Source organism: Sinosporangium album, assembly GCF_900100605.1.
GTDB lineage: Bacteria > Actinomycetota > Actinomycetes > Streptosporangiales > Streptosporangiaceae > Sinosporangium > Sinosporangium album.
This window is the reverse complement of sequence record NZ_FNCN01000010.1, coordinates 233,425-249,627: the sequence shown is the minus strand read 5'-3', so window position 1 is coordinate 249,627 and position 16,203 is coordinate 233,425. Positions and strand designations below refer to the sequence as shown.

12 protein-coding genes are annotated in these 16,203 nt (G+C 71.7%); 7 read left to right on the top strand and 5 right to left on the bottom strand.

Going from position 1 to position 16,203, the window contains the following annotated elements; all coding sequences use genetic code 11:
* From BLQ73_RS13245 to cydC, 5 genes are all read left to right on the top strand, one after another.
* On the top strand, window positions 1–1,052 hold a 1,052-nt coding region (locus BLQ73_RS13245), incomplete at its 5' end, for an ABC transporter permease (protein WP_093170723.1).
* Window positions 1,049–1,945, top strand: coding sequence for an ABC transporter permease (locus BLQ73_RS13240; protein ID WP_218125830.1), 897 nt, complete (start codon window positions 1,049–1,051; stop codon window positions 1,943–1,945). The genes BLQ73_RS13245 and BLQ73_RS13240, both read left to right, overlap by 4 nt.
* Window positions 1,942–3,468: an ATP-binding cassette domain-containing protein gene (locus BLQ73_RS13235; RefSeq protein WP_093170722.1), complete on the top strand. Its 1,527-nt coding sequence runs from the start codon at window positions 1,942–1,944 to the stop codon at window positions 3,466–3,468. Before BLQ73_RS13240 ends, BLQ73_RS13235 begins: the two co-directional genes overlap by 4 nt.
* A gap of 112 nt (window positions 3,469–3,580) precedes the next feature.
* On the top strand, window positions 3,581–5,314 hold the full coding sequence (gene cydD, locus BLQ73_RS13230) for a thiol reductant ABC exporter subunit CydD (protein WP_093170721.1): 1,734 nt from the start codon (window positions 3,581–3,583) through the stop codon (window positions 5,312–5,314).
* Window positions 5,311–7,245, top strand: coding sequence for a thiol reductant ABC exporter subunit CydC (cydC, locus tag BLQ73_RS13225; RefSeq protein WP_218125829.1), 1,935 nt, complete (start codon window positions 5,311–5,313; stop codon window positions 7,243–7,245). The genes cydD and cydC overlap by 4 nt, the downstream gene beginning before the upstream one ends.
* 30 nt (window positions 7,246–7,275) lie before the next feature.
* Here cydC and BLQ73_RS13220 read toward each other — a convergent pair whose 3' ends face one another.
* The 5 genes from BLQ73_RS13220 to BLQ73_RS13200 form a co-directional block, all read right to left on the bottom strand.
* Window positions 7,276–7,845: a YceI family protein gene (locus tag BLQ73_RS13220; RefSeq protein WP_093170720.1), complete on the bottom strand. Its 570-nt coding sequence runs from the start codon at window positions 7,843–7,845 to the stop codon at window positions 7,276–7,278.
* Window positions 7,846–7,853: 8 nt separating this feature from the next.
* Window positions 7,854–8,732, bottom strand: a complete 879-nt coding sequence (locus BLQ73_RS33420) for an SDR family NAD(P)-dependent oxidoreductase (RefSeq protein ID WP_093170719.1) — start codon at window positions 8,730–8,732, stop codon at window positions 7,854–7,856.
* A gap of 283 nt (window positions 8,733–9,015) precedes the next feature.
* Window positions 9,016–9,396 (bottom strand): hypothetical protein, encoded by a 381-nt coding sequence (locus tag BLQ73_RS13210; protein WP_093170718.1) that lies wholly within the window; start codon window positions 9,394–9,396, stop codon window positions 9,016–9,018.
* A 111-nt stretch (window positions 9,397–9,507) separates the two neighbouring features.
* Window positions 9,508–9,792, bottom strand: coding sequence for a hypothetical protein (locus BLQ73_RS13205; RefSeq protein WP_093170717.1), 285 nt, complete (start codon window positions 9,790–9,792; stop codon window positions 9,508–9,510).
* Between the two features lie 88 nt (window positions 9,793–9,880).
* The gene (locus BLQ73_RS13200) at window positions 9,881–13,435 is read right to left on the bottom strand and encodes an indolepyruvate ferredoxin oxidoreductase family protein (protein ID WP_093170716.1); all 3,555 of its coding nucleotides are present in this window, start codon (window positions 13,433–13,435) and stop codon (window positions 9,881–9,883) included.
* A gap of 124 nt (window positions 13,436–13,559) precedes the next feature.
* On the opposite strand from BLQ73_RS13200, the gene BLQ73_RS13195 reads away from it, so the two are divergent.
* Both BLQ73_RS13195 and BLQ73_RS13190 read left to right on the top strand, forming a co-directional pair.
* Complete coding sequence (locus tag BLQ73_RS13195) at window positions 13,560–14,012, top strand: Lrp/AsnC family transcriptional regulator (protein WP_093170715.1); 453 nt, start codon at window positions 13,560–13,562, stop codon at window positions 14,010–14,012.
* Between the two features lie 118 nt (window positions 14,013–14,130).
* Complete coding sequence (locus BLQ73_RS13190) at window positions 14,131–15,663, top strand: alpha/beta fold hydrolase (protein WP_218125827.1); 1,533 nt, start codon at window positions 14,131–14,133, stop codon at window positions 15,661–15,663.
* The last annotated feature ends 540 nt before the right edge of the window (window positions 15,664–16,203 follow it).

Sequence of the window (16,203 nt, the reverse complement as noted above, 5' to 3'; positions counted from 1 at the left end):
CCCCGCCCTGCCCCACCCCGCCCTGCCCCACCCCGCCCGGCCCCGCCGCGGCCTGGCCGCCCGCGGAGGCCGCCAACCCCGGCGGCTCCCGGCGGAAAGGCGCCGTACGGCTGGTCGGGGCGCTGTCGCGGCGCGTCGCGCAGGCGCTGATCACCGCCCTGCTCGCGACCGTGGTCGTGTGGGGGCTGCTGCCGCTGACGCCCGGCGACCCCGCCCGCCGCCACCTGCAGTCGCAGAACGTGGCCGCCCCGACCGCCGAGCAACTGGAGCGGGTCCGCGCCGACCTCGGGCTGGACCGGCCGCTCGCCGTGCAGTACGTCACCTGGCTGGCGGACGCCGTACGCGGCGACCTCGGCACCTCCACCCGCCTCAACGCGCCCGTGACCGAGGTGCTCGCGGGACGGCTGCCCGCGACGGTCAGGCTCATGGCGGCGACGGTGCTGCTGGCGCTCGCCGTTTCTGTGCCCATGGCCATCGCGGGAGCGGGATGGCCGGGGCGGTGGCCCGACGTGTCGGGGCGTTACGCCGCGCTGTTCGGCGCCGCCGTACCCAGTTTCATCCTCAGCCTTCTGATGGTCGAGTTCGTCGTGATCCGCATGGGAGTCGGATCGGTCATCACCGACGGAAGCTGGGCGCACGTGTGGATGCCGGCGGCTGCGCTGGCCGCGTATCCCATCGCCCGCTGGTCGCGGCTGCTGCGCGGCGGCCTGCTCGACGCGCTCCGGTCCGACTACGTGACCGTCGCCCTGGCCCGCGGCTCCCACAGGATGCGCGTCGTCCTCGTCCACGCGCTGCCCAACGCGCTGGTGCCGTTCCTGGCCGTCATGGCGATGACGGTGGGGTTCCTCCTCGGCGGGTCAGCCGTGGTGGAGAACGTCTTCTCGTGGCCCGGGATGGGCCAGGAGATCGTGCTCGCGATCAACGCCAGAGACCTTCCCGTCGTGCAGGGGTTCGCGCTGGCCATGAGCCTGGCCTGGGTAGCGGTCAGCCTGCTCACCGACGTCTGCACCACGCTCGTCGACCCCCGGCTGCGGAGCGGAGGCCGGCTGTGACCTCGCTGCAGATGCCGCAGACGGCGATACGCCCGCCGCAGCCCGCTTCCCCAGGCGCGACTCCCCGCGGGGTGCTCGCCCGGCTCCGCCGCAGGCGCGACGCGCGGGTGGGCCTCGCGGTGCTCGCCCTCACGACGATCGCGATCTACCTCGGGCCGCTGCTCGTGCCGTACGACCCGCAGGCGACGGACTGGGCGCGGCTCCTCGCGCCCCCGAGCCTGGAACACCCCCTCGGCACCGACCAGTACGGCAGAGACCAGCTCGCCCGCATCCTCGACGGCGGACGGCGCTCCGTCGAGGCGGCGCTGCTCGTGCTCGCCCTCAGCCTTGCCGCCGGACTGGCCGTGGGGTGCCTGGCGGGCATGCTCGGCGGCATGGTCGACGTGGTGGCCATGAGGGCGGTCGACATCACGCTCGCGCTGCCCGGCCTGGTCCTCACCCTCGCCCTGCTCGGCATGCTCGGGCCGGGCTTCGGCAACCTCCTGATCGCGCTGGTCCTCACCACGTGGCCGCCCTACGCGCGGCTCGCGCGGGCCTACGTGCTGGCTGGGCGGGACCGCCCGGACGTGCTGGCGGCGCGGCTGGCGGGGGCGGGCCGGATGCGCGCGGCCACCTCCCACCTGCTGCCGGGCGCGGTGACGCGGGTCGTGGCCGTGGGCGCGCTGGACGTCGGCCAGACCATCGTGGCGATCACCGGGATGTCCTACCTCGGGCTCGGCGTGCAGCCCCCCGCCGCCGAGTGGGGCGCGATGCTGTCGGACTCCCGCACCCACATGGCCGACGCGCCCTGGCTGCTGCTCGGCCCCGGCGCGGCCATCGTGCTGGTGATCCTCGCGGTGACCCTGCTCGGCGAGGCGGCGGCGGAGGCGGCCGACCCGAGGAGGGCGCGATGACGGCCCGGGCCCTCACGGTCGAGGACCTCCACGTGTGCTACCCCGACGGCCGCCACGCCGTACGCGGTGTCGCTTTCACCGTCGACCACGGTGAAACCCTGGCCCTGGTCGGCGAGTCCGGCTGCGGCAAGACGAGCGTCGCCCACTCCCTGCTCGGCCTGCTGCCGCAGGGCACGCTCTGCACTGGTTCGGCGCGCGTCGGCGGTGTCGAGGTGGTCGGCGCGTCGCCCGGGGAGTTGAGACACATCCGGGGCAGGGCCGTGGGATACGTGCCGCAGGACCCCTTCGTCGCGTTCGACCCGCTGCGTACGGTCGGCCACCATGTGGCCGAGGCGTGGCGGGTCCACGGCCCGGGGCCCGGGCGGGCCGCCGTCGCCGAGGCCGTCGCCGCGATGGGCATCCCCGGCGCGGGAGCGCGCCTGCGCCAACGGCCCCACCAGTGGAGCGGCGGCATGCTGCAGCGCGCGGCCATCGCCGCCGGGGTCGTACACCGGCCGCACCTCACCGTCGCCGACGAGCCGACCAGCGCGCTCGACGCAGATCTCGCGGCGTCCGTGCTGCGCTCACTCCGGGCGGCCGGGGAGAGCCTCCTGCTGATCAGCCACGACCTGCCGCTCGTGGCCCGGCACGCCGACCGGGTCGCCGTGATGTGCGAGGGGCGCATCGTCGAGATCGGCGCGGCTGCGGACGTGCTCGCCAATCCGAGCCATCCGTACACCAGGGAACTGGTGGCGTCGGCCACCCACAGCCCGGCCGCAGCCGCGGTCCTGGCCGGGGAGCGTACGGCGACGCCTGGGCGGGCCTCCGCCGTACTCGCGGCCAGGGGCGTCTCCCGCACCTACGCGCTCGGGCGGCGGCGCGTGCGGGCGGTCGACGGAGTCGACCTGGCCGTGCGGCCCGGGGAGATCATCGGCGTGTACGGCAGGTCCGGGTCGGGCAAGTCCTCGCTGCTGCGCATGCTCGCCGCGGTCGATCCGCCCGACGGCGGGGAGGTCCTGCTCGACGGGCGGCCCGCCTGGTCGCGGAGGTACGGCACGGCCCGCAGGCAGAAGCTCCGCCCCGGCTACGTGATGCCGATATTTCAGGACCCGTTCACCGCGCTCGACGTGCGCTGGCCCATATGGCGGAGCATCACCGAACCGCTCACGCTCTCCGGCTCCTCCCGCCTCTTCCGGGCCGGCCGCCCTTCGCGTGCCGAACGCCGCGCGATCGCCGCCGAACGGCTCCGCGCGGTCGGGCTCGACGGCGTGGACATCGACGCCACCCCCACCGAGCTGTCGATCGGCCAGTGCCAGCGGGTCGCCGTCGTCAGGGCGCTCGCGGCCGAGCCCGCCGTCGTGGTGGCCGACGAGCCCACCAGCGCGCTGGACGCCGTCTCGGCCCTCGGGGTCGTGCGCCTCCTCCGCGAATGCGCCGACGCCGGGACCGCCCTGGTCGTCGTCAGCCACGACGAGCGCGTGCTGCGGGCGCTCGCCGGGCGTGTGTTCCGCATGGCCCAAGGACGCCTGTCGGAGGCGACATGACGACCTGACCGGCCTGACGGCATGACCGGCATGACCGGCATGACCGGCATGACGCGCGCCATGGCGTCGCCCGCTTCACGCGACTCATATGAGGAGGAGGAGAAAAAGCGACATGATGGTGCATCGCCGCCTGCTGGCCCTGGCAGGCGATATACGCCGACCGCTCGCGTTGAACATCCTGCTGGGGCTCGCCGTCACCGCGAGCTACATCGCGCAGGGGCTGCTGGTCGCGCAGATCCTCGCCCGCCTGCTCACCGGGCAGGGCATCGAGTCAAGCGTCGGACTGCTCGTGGGGCTGGCCGCGGCGGTCGCCGTACGGCTGGTGCTGCTGCTCCTGGCCGAGACCGCCGCGCAGCGCACCGCCCACGCCGTCAAGGAACGGGTCAGAGCGCGGCTGTTCGCCAAGCTGCTCGCGCTCGGCCCCGGCTACCTCACCCTGCGGCGCAGCGGCGACGTGCGGACGGTCCTGGTGGACGGGGTGGAGGCACTTGAGGCGTATTACAGCCGCTACCTGCCCACCGCCGCGATCTGCCTGCTCGGCCCGCTGAGCATCCTCGCCTACCTGGCGACCCGCGACCCGCTCTCCGTCCTGCTGATCGCCGTCTTCATCGTGGTGGTGCTGATCGGGCCCAGGCTGCTCGACCGGCTGGTGGCCAGCACCGGGGAGAAGCACTGGGGGGCGTACGGCAGGCTCAGCTCGGACTACCTGGACGTCATGCAGGGCATGACCACGCTCAAGGCGTTCAACGCCGCGGGCCGCGAACGCGCCACCCTCAAGACCCGCGCCGAGGACCTGCGCCACGCCACCATGAAGCACCTCGGCGTCTCCCTCGTCGACAGCGGCGTCACCACGCTGGGCCTGCTCGCCGGGCCGGCCCTGGCCGTGGGCGTCGGCGCGCTGCGGCTGGCCGCCGGCTCGGTGGACCTGCTGACGCTCCTGCTCGTGATGTTGCTGGCCCGGGAGTGCTTCCGCCCGCTGGGCGACCTGTCGAAGTTCTGGCACGCCGGATATCAGGGGATCTCGTCCTCCAAGGAGATCGAGAAGCTGCTGGAGGAGGCGCCCCTGGTGGCCGAATCCACCGCCCCGGTGCCGCTCCCGCGCGGACGCTCGGCCCCGCGGGTCACCTTCGACGGGGTCACCTTCCGCTACCCCGACCGGAAGGACCCGGCGGTCCGCGACTTCACCCTGCACATCGCCGAAGGCGAGACCGTCGCCGTCGTCGGCCCCTCCGGCGCCGGCAAGACCACGCTGGTGGCGCTCCTGCTGCGCTACTTCGACCTCCAGCAGGGCGCGATCGCGATCGACGGCGTCGACCTGCGCGACGTCTCCCTCGACGACCTGCGCGCCAACGTGGCTGTGGTCGCCCAGGACACCTACCTCTTCACCGGCACCATCGCCGACAACATCCGGCTCGGCCGCCCCGACGCGACCCACAAGGAGATGGTCGCCGCCGCCCGCTCCGCCAACATCCACGACTTCATCTCCGCTCTGCCCGACGGCTACGACACCGCCGTGGGGGAGCGCGGCCTCAACCTGTCCGGCGGGCAGCGGCAGCGCATCGCCATCGCCCGGGCCCTGCTCAAGGACGCGCCGATCCTGATCCTGGACGAGGCGACCTCCAGCGTGGACGGCGCCGCCGAGTCCCTCATCCAGGAGGCGCTCGAACGCGTGGCCGCCGGCCGTACCACCTTGATCGTGGCCCACAGGCTGTCGACGGTCCGCGACGCCGACCGGATCGTGCTCATGCGCGACGGCGTCATCCGCGAGGTCGGCGGCCACAGCGAACTGATGAACCGCGAGGGCGACTATGCCAGGCTCGTCGCCGCCCAGGAGGTGACCGCGTGAACGACCGGACCGTGAGCCCCCAGACCGCGAGCGACCAGGCCGCGAGCGACCAGGCCGCGAGCGACCAGGCCGCGAGCGACCAGGCCGCGAGCGACCAGACCGCGAGCGACCAGACCGTGAGCGATCAGACCGTGCCCGCCGCCGTGGACGTACGGCGGGAGCCCGCCGACCCGGGCGCCAGCCGGCGGCCGATCCTGTCCCTGGTCCCGCTCGTGTTCCGCCACCCCGCCCTGGTGGTGCTGACGATCCTGTCCGGCCTGCTGTCGCACGGCTTCGGGGTGGCCTCGGCCGCCCTCGGCGCCTGGCTGGTCGGCGAGGCCGTCACGGGCGCGTCCCCGGCCGACGCCCTCACCACCCCCGTCGTCCTGCTCTTGGCGACCGTCGTGGCCGCGGCCCTCGCCCGCTGGTGGCAGATGTGGGTGGCGCACGACCTGGCCTACCGGCTCCTGGCCGACCTGCGCATCCGGCTCTTCGACGGCCTGGAGCGGCGCGCCCCCGGCTACCTGCTGGGCCGCCGCACCGGCGACCTGGCGGGCACCGTGATGGCCGACGTGGAGACCACCGAGTGGTTCTACGCCCACACCGTGCTCGACTACGTGGTTGCCGCGCTGGTCGCGGTCGGCGCCACCGGCGTACTCTTCGTGTTCCACCCCATGCCCGCCCTCGCCGTCGCGGTGTTCCTGATCCTGCTCGCCACCGTGCCCGTGTGGCTGGCGCGGCAGGCGGACGCCCAAGGCAGGCGGCTGCGCGAGGAACTCGGCGTGCTCGGCGCCGAGGTCGTCGACGGCGTCCAAGGGCTGCGGGAGCTCGTGACCTTCGGCCGCGGCACCGACTACCTCCACCGGCTCGGCGAGCGCACCCGCGCCCTGCAGCGCAGGCAGCTCGCGTACGGCAGGCGCGCCGGCCTCGAACAGGCCGCCACCGACGCGCTCGTGGCGGGCGGGCTCACCACCGTCCTCGTGCTCGCCGCGAGCCTTGTCGCGCAGGGCGACCTGCCCATGGCGATGCTGCCCGCCGTGGTCGTCCTGGCGGTCAGCGCCTTCGGACCGGTCATCGAGGTCACCGGGACGGCCCGCTCCCTGGGGCAGATCCGCGCCGCCTCCCAGCGGATCTTCGCCGTGACGCGGCAGCGGGCGCAGGTCGTCGACCGGAGCGCGGAGCCGCCGGACGGCCCGCTCTCACCCCACGTGGAGTTCGACGGCGTGTCGTTCACCTACACCGAGGACCGTCCCCCGGCGCTGTCGGACTGCACGTTCGAGATCCGCCCGGGGGAGACCGTGGCGCTGGTCGGCCACTCCGGCGCCGGCAAGTCCACCTGCGCCCACCTCCTGATGCGCTTCTGGGACGTGAACGGCGGAGCCGTACGCATCGGCGGCGCCGACCTGAGGGACCTCCCGCAGAGCCACGTCAGGGACCTGGTCTCGGTCGTGCCGCAGGACGTCTACCTGTTCAACCGCTCGGTGATGGAGAACATCCGCCTCGGCCGCCCCGAAGCCACCGACGAGGAGGTGCGGGAGGCGGCACGCCAGGCCCGCGTCGACGAGTTCGCCGCCGGCCTGCCGAACGGCTACGACACGCTGTGCGGCGAGCGGGGGGCGCAGCTGTCCGGGGGCCAGCGCCAGCGCATCGCCATCGCGCGGGCGCTGGTGCGGGACTCGCCCGTCCTGATCCTCGACGAGGCGGTCTCCAACCTCGACGCCGAGAACGAGGAGGCGCTGCAGGCGGCCATCCGCAACGTACGGCACGGCCGTACGACCCTCCTCATCGCGCACCGGCTGTCCACCATCCGCTCCGCCGACAGGATCATCGTGCTGCGGCAGGGCCGGGTCGCCGAGGAGGGCACCCACGACGAGCTGGCGGGCACGAGCGGCGAGTACAGGCGGCTGCTGGCCCACCAGACGGGCGGCATCGTGGACGTGGGCGACGACTAGCGCCCGCGGGCGCGGACGGGGCGAGGCGGTTCAGTCGAGCAGGACCGCCTCGCCCCGGATGCCGATGTGGACGGTCCTGCCGAGCACGGCCCGGCTGCCCATGATCGGCGTGTTGATGACGACGCCGAGGCTTTCGCGGTCCACCTGACCGACCGCGGCGAGGAACAGCCGGGGCCGGTCCCCGTTCGTTCCCGGGCCGGCTTTCCCGTCTCCCCGCCACCGGACCTTCAGCCGGATCGGCGCGGTGCTCCGGCGCAGCGTCAGCTCGCCGTCCACGGTGAGCTCCCGGCCGCCGCCGCTGATGCGGCGCGAGGTGTAAACCATGTGGGGGAAGGTTCCGACGTCGAAGAAGTTCTCCGACCGGAGGAACTCATCGCGGGCGGCGTCGCCGGTGTCCAGCGACGCCATGTCGATCAAGCCCGTCGCCGTCGACCGCGGGATGTCCTCGGACACGGAGATCTCCCCGCCGAATCGGGAGAAGGAGCCGCGCACCCAGCGCAGCGTGAAGTGGCGCATGCGGAAGAAGACACGGCTGCGGCTCGGATCGATGCGCCACACGCCCGGCATCACCGGGCCGAGCAGCGGGAGCGGCGCGGTCATCGGCCTCCTCACCCGCTTTCCGCGGGAGCCCGCACGGTCTCCATCAGTGACAGGAGCGCCCTCCTGGGGGCCAGCCGGGCGAAGGCCGCCGAGGACTTATTGCGTATTCCCGGGATGCACAGCGGATGCCCGGCGGCGAGGGCGCGGAGGGCGTCGCGCACCACCCGGTCGGCCCGCTGGACGCGTATGGCGGTGCCGTACTCGCCGTTCGCGGTCTCACCGGTCTCACCGGTCTCACCGGTCTGGCCGGTCTGGCCGGTCTGCCCGTTCGGGCCGTCGCCGCTCGCGGCGGCGCCGCCGACGGGGACCTCGCCGGGGCCGCTCGTGAACCCGGGCAGGAGGGTCGTCACGGTGACGCCGTGGCGCTTCACCTCCGCGTGCAGGCTCTGCCCGAACACGGTGAGGAAGGCGTAGGTCGAACTGTAGGTCGCGCTGTACGGCGCCGGCGCCTCACCGGCGATCGACGAGACGTTGAGAATGGCCCCGTGACCCCGCTCCAGCATTCCCGGCAGCGCTTTGTGGGTCAGGCGCAGCGGCACCACGGAGTTCAACTCGATTTCGGAGAGCTCCTCGTCGAGGGGCAGCGCGGAGAAGAAGCCCGACGTCAGAGCGCCGGCATTGTTGACCAGAAGGTCGATCGGCCGGTCGGGGTCGCTCAGCCGCTCCTCCACGGCCCCGAGCCGGTCGCGGTCGAGCAGGTCGGCGGCCAGCACCTCGGCGTCGACGCCGTGCCGCTCCCGCAGTTCCCCTGCCAGCGTTTGGAGGCGCTCCGCGCGCCGGGCGACAAGGACGAGGCCGCAGTTGCGCCGGGCGAGTTCGCGGGCGAAAGCCTCGCCGATGCCGCTTGAAGCTCCGGTCACCAGGGCGGTACGGATTCGCTGCTGCATAAAAGCACGTCCCATCCGTCGGAGATGCAGATCCGACGATAGTCGGGACATTTGGGCCCGTCTTCCACAGATGTTGTGGGGGACCCTGATAACCGTGGAACGAGAAAGCGGCTTACCCGCTTTCTGTTGCCCGCGGCGGGGTGCCCTTCCACGGCTGTGGGGGCTGCTGCCGCCTGGTCCGGAGGCCGCGAGGCCAGGTGCCGTCGGTTCGAGGGGCGCGTGGTCAGTGCCCGCCTGGCCGGGGGGCCGTGCGGCCTGCTCCTGCCTGGTCTGGAGGCCGCGGTCAGCGGTTGTCGGGGCCGCCGAGGTGGATGCCGCCGAACACGTTGCCCGCCTGGATCACAGGCCCGCTGATGCGCGCGTCGCCGCTGATGGTGTTGGTGACCTCCTGGCGCTGGTGGACCACCGCGCCGGCCTGCCTGGCCCAGGACGCGAGCTCCTCGGCGAACCTCTGGTCGGCCTGCGCCTCCTCCACCAGGATGCCGGTGATCTCCTCGGCGTCGGACGCGCTCTCCGCGCTCTCCAGGGCGGCCACGGCCCGGGACTCGCCGCCGAACCGGCGGCGCACGAGCGTCGCCAGCGACGTCCACGCGCTCCGGCCCGCCTCCCCGGCGACTCCGCCGATCAATGCGGAGACAATTGCGGCAAGTGCGGTCGGGTCCATATGAACCTCTTTTCAGCCTCGGCCGTCTGCGGTCGCGGAGATCACTCCTAGCCTAGTTACCGTCTTGCATAAAGCGCTATCCGCGCGGAACGCTGCTGACCCGTGGCTGGGTCACCTGACAATCCGAGCACGAGCAACGAAATATCGGGACATGTCGTAGGCGGCGGCGTCCAAGCCCGTGACATCGGTCATGTCACCATCGGCGCTCCGCCGCCCCCGCCGGGCGGCATCCCCGGGCAGCTTCCCCCGATGCCCGCCGGCTTCGTCAACCGCGGCGCCGAACTGGCCGCCCTCGACGCGATCCTCGCCGAGCCCTCGCCAGAGCCCTCCGTCGCCGTGATCAGCGGGCTCGGAGGAGTCGGCAAGAGCGCCGTCGGCCCCCTCCAGACCCCCCAATGGGGACACGCTGAGGGCCGGGCGGTCAGAGTCACCGCCCGGCCCTCGGCCGGCGTCTTTCAGGCCACCGGAGTCTGCGGAACGCCTGTCACGTTCCTGCCTGGGGCGCCGCTTCCGCAGCGGGCGCGGCGGGCGAGCCGGGTGCGGAGGGTGCGGTCGGCGCGCTCAGTGTCGAGAGCAGTGTGGCGGCCCGCTCCCGGTAGGCGGCGACGCCCGCGAGCTTGATGTCCTCGTAGCCCCGGATCACGTCGGGCAGGTCGGCCACTTCGAGCACCCGCTCCGCGGTGTCCGGGGTGAGATGCCGGAGCGCGCGGTGCAGATCGCGGGTGTACTCCCTAACGAGCTCCCGCTCCGTACGGCGCACGCCCGCCAGGCCGAACGGGTCGAGCCCGGTGCCGCGCAGCCCGCGCATGCCGTACAGCACCTTGAACGCCGGGTCGAACCACGGGCCGAGCCGGATCTTGCGCTTGTAGCCGAGCGCCCGAAGGAAAGGCGGGTGCAGGTTGTACGCGACCTTCGCTTCGGGGCCGAACTCCGCGGCGATGCGGGCGCGCTCGGCGGGGTCGAGGTGGAGGCGCGCGACCTCGTACTCATCCTTGTACGCCATCAACTTGTGCAGATGCCGCGCGTACGCCTCGGTGACGGCGGTGCCGCCGCCGGGGAGCGCGGCCCGCTCCGACTCCAGCACGGCCCGTACGGCGTACGCGTAGCTGGCCGCGTACCGAATGTTCTGGTAGGCCGCCAGGTCCGGCACGCGGACCATGAGCAGCCGGTGCAGTTCGCCGTCCGGCGCCGCGCCGACCCCGTCGATGAGCGCGAGCTCGTCCGGGGTCGCCGTGGCGACGGGCGCGGGCCGCTCGGTCTGGCGCTGTACGGCCTCCGGCGCGGAGACCACGGCACGCCCCCAGTGGAACGCGGCGAGCGTGCGTTCGGCGCTCTTGCCGCCGCCCAGGCGGACGGCCTGTTCGATGGCGTCGAGGCTGAGCGGGATCAGCCCGCGCTGCCAGGCCGCGCCGACGATGAGGGTGTTGGCCGGCATGTGGTCGCCGAACAGTTCCTGGGCGAGCGCCTCGGCGTCGAAGAAGACGTTGAGCTCGCGCCGGGTCCGCGACTCCAGCGCCGCGATGGGCGAGCCGAGGTCGGTGACGTGCCGCGACGGGTCCACCACCATCGCGCCCGTGGGCATCAGCCCGGTCGCCACGACGGCCACCGTGCGGTCGCGGTCGGCCGCCTTGAGGTTTTTGGGGTCGGTCGCGCCGATGAGGTCGAGCGCGAGGTAGGCGTCCACGCTGCCCGCGCCGGCCTTGGCCGTTCTGTCCTCCGCCCCGTCGAAGATGCGGATGTCGGACACCACCGTGCCGCCCTTCTGGGCGAGCCCCGTCTGGTCGAGCCCTCGCGACTGCTTGCCGTCGAGCATCGCCGCCGTGCCGAGGATCTGGGCGATCGACACCACGCCGGTGCCGCCGATCCCGACGAGCCTGACGGTGAACTCGGAGCCGTCGACGGCGGGCGCGGGCAGCGGCAGGTGCGGCGGGGCCGGTACGGCGGAGCGCTGCTTGCCTTTCTTGCCAGGGATGACGGTGAGGAACGACGGGCAGTCGCCTTCGATACACGAGTAGTCCTTGTTGCAGGACGACTGGTGGATCTCGGTCTTCCTGCCGAACTCCGTCTCGACCGGCAGCACCGACAGGCACTCCGACTTCTTCCCGCAGTCGCCGCAGCCCTCGCAGACCCGCTGGTTGACCGCCACCCTCATGACCGGGTCCGGGGCCTTGCCCCGCTTGCGGAGCCGCCGCCGTTCGGCGGCGCACTCCTGGTCGTGGATGAGTACGGTGACGCCCGGCTCCTTGGCCAGCTCCCGCTGCGCGTCGAGCAGCGCCGTACGGTCCCGCACTTCGGCGATCGGCGAGAGCTTGACGCCCTTGTAGCGGGCGGGCTCCTCGGTGGTGACGATGATCCGCCGCACGCCCTCGATCTCCAGCCACCGGGTCAGGTCGGCCACCGCCAGGGCCGGCTGGATGGTCTGGCCGCCCGTCATGGCGACCGCGCTGTTGTAGAGCAGCTTGTAGGTCACGTTGACGCCCGCCCCGACGGCGGCGCGCACGGCGAGCGACCCCGAGTGGTGGAACGTTCCGTCGCCGAGGTTCTGGAAGATGTGCGGGGTGTCGGTGAAGGGCGCCTGGCCGATCCACTGGGCGCCTTCGCCGCCCATCTGGGTCATGCCGGTGAAGTCGCCCTTGCCCTCCGGGTTCAGCACGATCATGGTGTGGCAGCCGATGCCGCCGCCGACCGGCGCGTTGTCCGGCACCGCGGTCGAGCGGTTGTGCGGGCAGCCCGAGCAGAAGAACGGCGTGCGCTTGGGGGAGCCGAGGAGAGTGAGCGGGGCCGGGCGGGACAGGCGCTTGAGGCCCTGCGCGACGTGGTCGCCGAGGCCCTTGCGGCGCAGCCGCGCGCCGAAGGCGCGGGCCGCCTGGTCGGCGTCGACGCCGCCGGTCGCCGGGATCAGCGGCTTGCCGGTCTCGTCGAGCTTGCCGACGACCCTGGGCGCGTTGGCGGTGCCGTACAGGACCTCCTTGATCGCGGTCTCCAGGACGGAGGCCTTCTCCTCGATGACGAGCAGCTCTTCCAGACCGCCGGCGAAGTCCCGGATCACCTCCGGCTCCAGGGGCCACAGCATGCCGATCTTGAGCAGGCGGATGCCGAGGGCCCGCAGGCCGTCGTCGGTGAGTCCGAGCTTGCGGAACCCCTCCCGCATCTCGTAGTAGGCCGCCCCCGCCGCGACCACGCCGAGCCACGCGCCGGGCGCGTTCACGGTGACCTGGTTGAGGTTGTTGGCCCTGGCGTAGGCGCGGGCCAGTTCGACGCGCGGGCCCCACAGGGTGCGCTCCATCTCGATCGACGCGGGCGCGAGCAGCGTGCCGTTGGGGACGTGCCGGTACGGCCGGCCCTGGAATTCCACCTCCGGCATCACGGGCACCACCCGGTCCGGCCCGACCTCGACGGTGCCGGTGCCGTCCACGACGTCGCTCACGGCCTTGATCGCGACCCAGAGGCCGCTGGCCCGCGACAGGCCGATCGCGTGGCGGCCGAGGTCGAGCAGCTCCTGCACGCTGCCCGGGTAGACCACCGGCATGCCGAAGGCCGCCAGCAGGCTCTCACTGGCCGAGGGCAGGGTGGAGGACTTGCAGGTCGGGTCGTCGCCGCACAGGGCGATCAGGCCGCCGTTCGGGTGCGCTCCCACGTGGTTGCCGTGGCGCAGGGCGTCGGCGGCGCGGTCGACACCCGGGGCCTTGCCGTACCACACGCCGAGAACGCCGGCGTGGCGCGGGCGGGGGAGGGAGGGCACGAGCTGGCTGCCCCAGACGGCGGTGGCGCCGAGCTCCTCGTTCTGCCCCGGCTTGTGGACCACGTTGAGCGGTTCGGCGTGGCGGCGGGATCGGGAAAGCTCAAGATCGAAACCACCGAGAGGGGAGCCGGGATAGCCGGAGACCAGGGCCGCGGTGTCGAGCCCCGCGGTCCGGTCGGCGCGCATCTGGTCGAGGATCACCCGGACCAGGGCTCCGGTGCCGTTCAGAAAGATGCGTCCCTCGGGGAGGAGGTACCTGTCCTCGACGGTGACCTCGCGGGCTTCAGAGATCGTCATCGTCGCCACCCTGTTCCTGTGCATATTCCGGCGCGTTGCGGGAATAGAGCAAGGTTATGTCAGACCTAATGGCACGTGATGCTGATATTTGAAGGTTGGGGGGGTTGTCATAGAATTTACTGCTATGGATGCCACAGATCGCGCAATCCTTCGCCTCCTCCAGGTCGAGGGCAGGATGAGCAACCTTGAACTCGCCGAGCGAGTCCGCCTCACCCCTTCACCCTGCTTACGTCGGGTCCGTAACCTGGAAGAAGCTGGAGTGATCACTGGATACCGGGCAGTGGTGGATCCCGCCTCGGTGGGGCGCGGATTCCAGGTAGTCGTTTTTGTGGAGTTGGTGGGGCAGGACGCTGAAACCGTCATGGCATTCGAGGAGGCCGTCATGGAGATCGACGACGTGATCGAATGCCTGCGCATGTTCGGCAGACCTGACTACGTCCTGCGCGTCGCCGTGGCCGACATGGAGGCGTTCGGCCGCGTCCGGTTGGAGAAGCTCGGACGACTGCCGGGCTTGGACAAGATGACCTCGCAAATCGCTATGAAAGCCCTAAAGTCCGTCGGAACCCTTCCCTTGTGAAGGGTGCTCCGCTGGGGGGATGCACATGCGCCGTGTTCCAATGATCACCATTGCCGGAACGCTCGGCAGATGTTCCGGCCGCCGAACCCCCCGCCGGCGATGCTGCACCACACGTGCCGTGAAGCACGACCGCTCCCCACACCGACTACGCGCCGCCGTCACCGCCGCCGCACTCACCGGCGCTCTCGCGGCCCCCGCGGCCGTGGCCGCCACGGGCGGCATGCCCGCCCCCGCGACACGCGCCTCATGGTGCCCCGCCATCCCCGGCCACCGCGTCGAATGCGGCAAGATCACAAGGCCGCTGGTGAACGGCAGGCCCGACCTCGGCACCACCCCCGTCGCCTACGCCCTCGTACGGCGCAGCCACCCGGACAAGCCCCGAGCCGGCACACTCATCGTCAACCCCGGCGGCCCCGGCGCACCGGCCATCGCCGAAGGCAAAGGATACGCACGGCAGTTCAAAGCCCTGCTGACCGACCACGATCTGCTTCTCGTCGACCCCCGCGGCACCGGCCTGTCCGGCCAGCTCAACTGCCACGTCAACAAGAACGACGTGCCGCACTCCGGCAGACTCGGCTTCCAAGAAGGCGTCGCCCGCTGCGCCGCCGACCTCGGCCCCAAAGCCGCCGGCTACACCTCCGCCGCCACCGCCGACGACTTCGACGCCGTCCGCGCCGAACTCGGCATCGACAAACTCGTCCTGTTCGGCAGCTCCTACGGCACCTACCTCATGCCGATCTACGCCCAACGCCACCCCGACCGGGTCGCATCCATCGTGCTCACCGGCGCCTACCCCCTCAACATCGACCCGCTCGGCCGCGACAGCGCCCAAGCCGTCTCCACCAACCTGCGCCGCATCTGCGCACGCAGCGGCGGCGCCTGCGACGGAGAAAAGGCCGTCCGCGACCTCACCGTCTTCGCCGCCCGCCTCCGCGCCACACCCTTGAAGATCACCCTGACCATGGACGGTAAGCCCCGCACCGTCACCTTCAACGAATCCATGCTCGCCTCCGCCACCTTCACCGGCGCCAGCAGCGGCGTCGGTGAAAACCCCACCAAACCCAGCCTGCTCGGCGGCCTGCCGTACATCCTCGACCGCGCGGCCAAAAGCGACTACGAACCGCTGCGGACCATGCTCCAGCAGAGCGTCGGCGGACGCGGCGACGACGCCGCCCAGTCCGTCTCCGTCGTCTGCAACGACTACCCGCGGCCCTACTCCGTCGACGCGTCCATCCCCGAACGGCGCCGCCAATTCGCCGCCGCCCTCGGCGCCACCCGCCCCGGCGCCTTCGGCGCCTTCAGCCCCCGCGGCTTCACCGGCGGCCTCGACGACCTCGCCGACGCCTGCATCACCTGGCCGCGCGAAGGCACCGCCCGGCCCTACGTCTCCACCGGACACTTCCCCGACGTCCCCGTCCTCGTCCTCTCCGGCGACCTCGACGCCAACACCACCGAAGCCGCCGGCCGCCTCGCCGCCGCCCAATTCAAACGGGCGACCTTCATCGTCGTCCCCAACATGGGCCACACCCCCGACGCAGACCCCGGCGGCTGCGTCACCAGCGTGATCGTCAACTTCATCCGCACCGGGAAAACCGGGCCCACCACCTGCATCAACGACCTTCCACCGATCACGGTGAAACCCGTCCGCTGACGTCACACCGGGTTGCCTTTGGAGATTCGAAACCAGAATTCGCTAGACGTTGGTCGACGGGTCGCGCGGAAGAATTGGGCATTGGGGGAATGTCCGGAGCGAGCATCCCATCTCTCGACCGGTACGACAGTCGCGGTTGCTTGGTCGATTTTGATCGCAGGATCAATTGAAAGTCAGTGAGAAAACGTCATCGTGAACCTTTTTCATCCTCACTTGAGGGAAGGCACGTCACAGCGTGATCGCGATGCTGTCGAACCGCTTGTGACGTAGGGAAGCCCCTGGTGTGTGTCACGAACGTTGAGGGAGGCTTGATGTAGGGAGAGCTTCTTGACGCGGTGCTGCGTGGAAGATGAAGGATGGTGGCCCTTCGGAGTCGTCCTGCGGGGGAAGGCTTCAAACCGCCCACTGCCGCATTGGCTGAAGACCGTTGTGGTAAGCGATGTGGGAAAAGGTGTCGTAAGAGGCATCAGGTGGGGATCGGGAAGACGAACGCAAGTGAATCGCTGATGACGTGTCGAAAGCTTTTCGGGTGACATCGAA